Genomic DNA, 246 nt, shown 5'->3' with positions numbered 1-246 from the left:
CCTTCACGGATGGACGGAAGCGGCCCGTTTCGGGAATACGCTCCGCGAACCCCATCGCCTCAAGCGTCGCGACATACCGCGTCATGTTCGACGGCGAGAGGTTCGTCGCCGTGGTGAGTTCGCCGGGCGTCAGGCCATGCGCGAAATGACCGAGCAGAACGTTGAGAACCTCCAGGACCTTCTCAGCGGACTTCGTGGTTGCGTTCGCGGTCATTCGGCTGCTCCAAGGTCGAGTTCGGGCTGTAC

Annotated in this window: 1 protein-coding gene; it reads right to left on the bottom strand. The window is 62.6% G+C overall.

The features are described from left to right. Positions 1-214 (bottom strand): helix-turn-helix domain-containing protein (locus AAEZ02_RS23225; RefSeq protein WP_351125554.1); only part of this gene is annotated, 214 nt, incomplete at its 3' end. Between the last annotated feature and the right edge of the window lie 32 nt (positions 215-246).

Source organism: Shewanella sp. T24-MNA-CIBAN-0130, from assembly GCF_040310185.1.
In the GTDB taxonomy this organism is placed as follows: Bacteria; Pseudomonadota; Gammaproteobacteria; order Enterobacterales; family Shewanellaceae; genus Shewanella; species Shewanella psychromarinicola.
The sequence above is the reverse complement of the archived record's forward strand: the minus strand, read 5'-3'. Positions and strand labels throughout refer to the sequence as shown.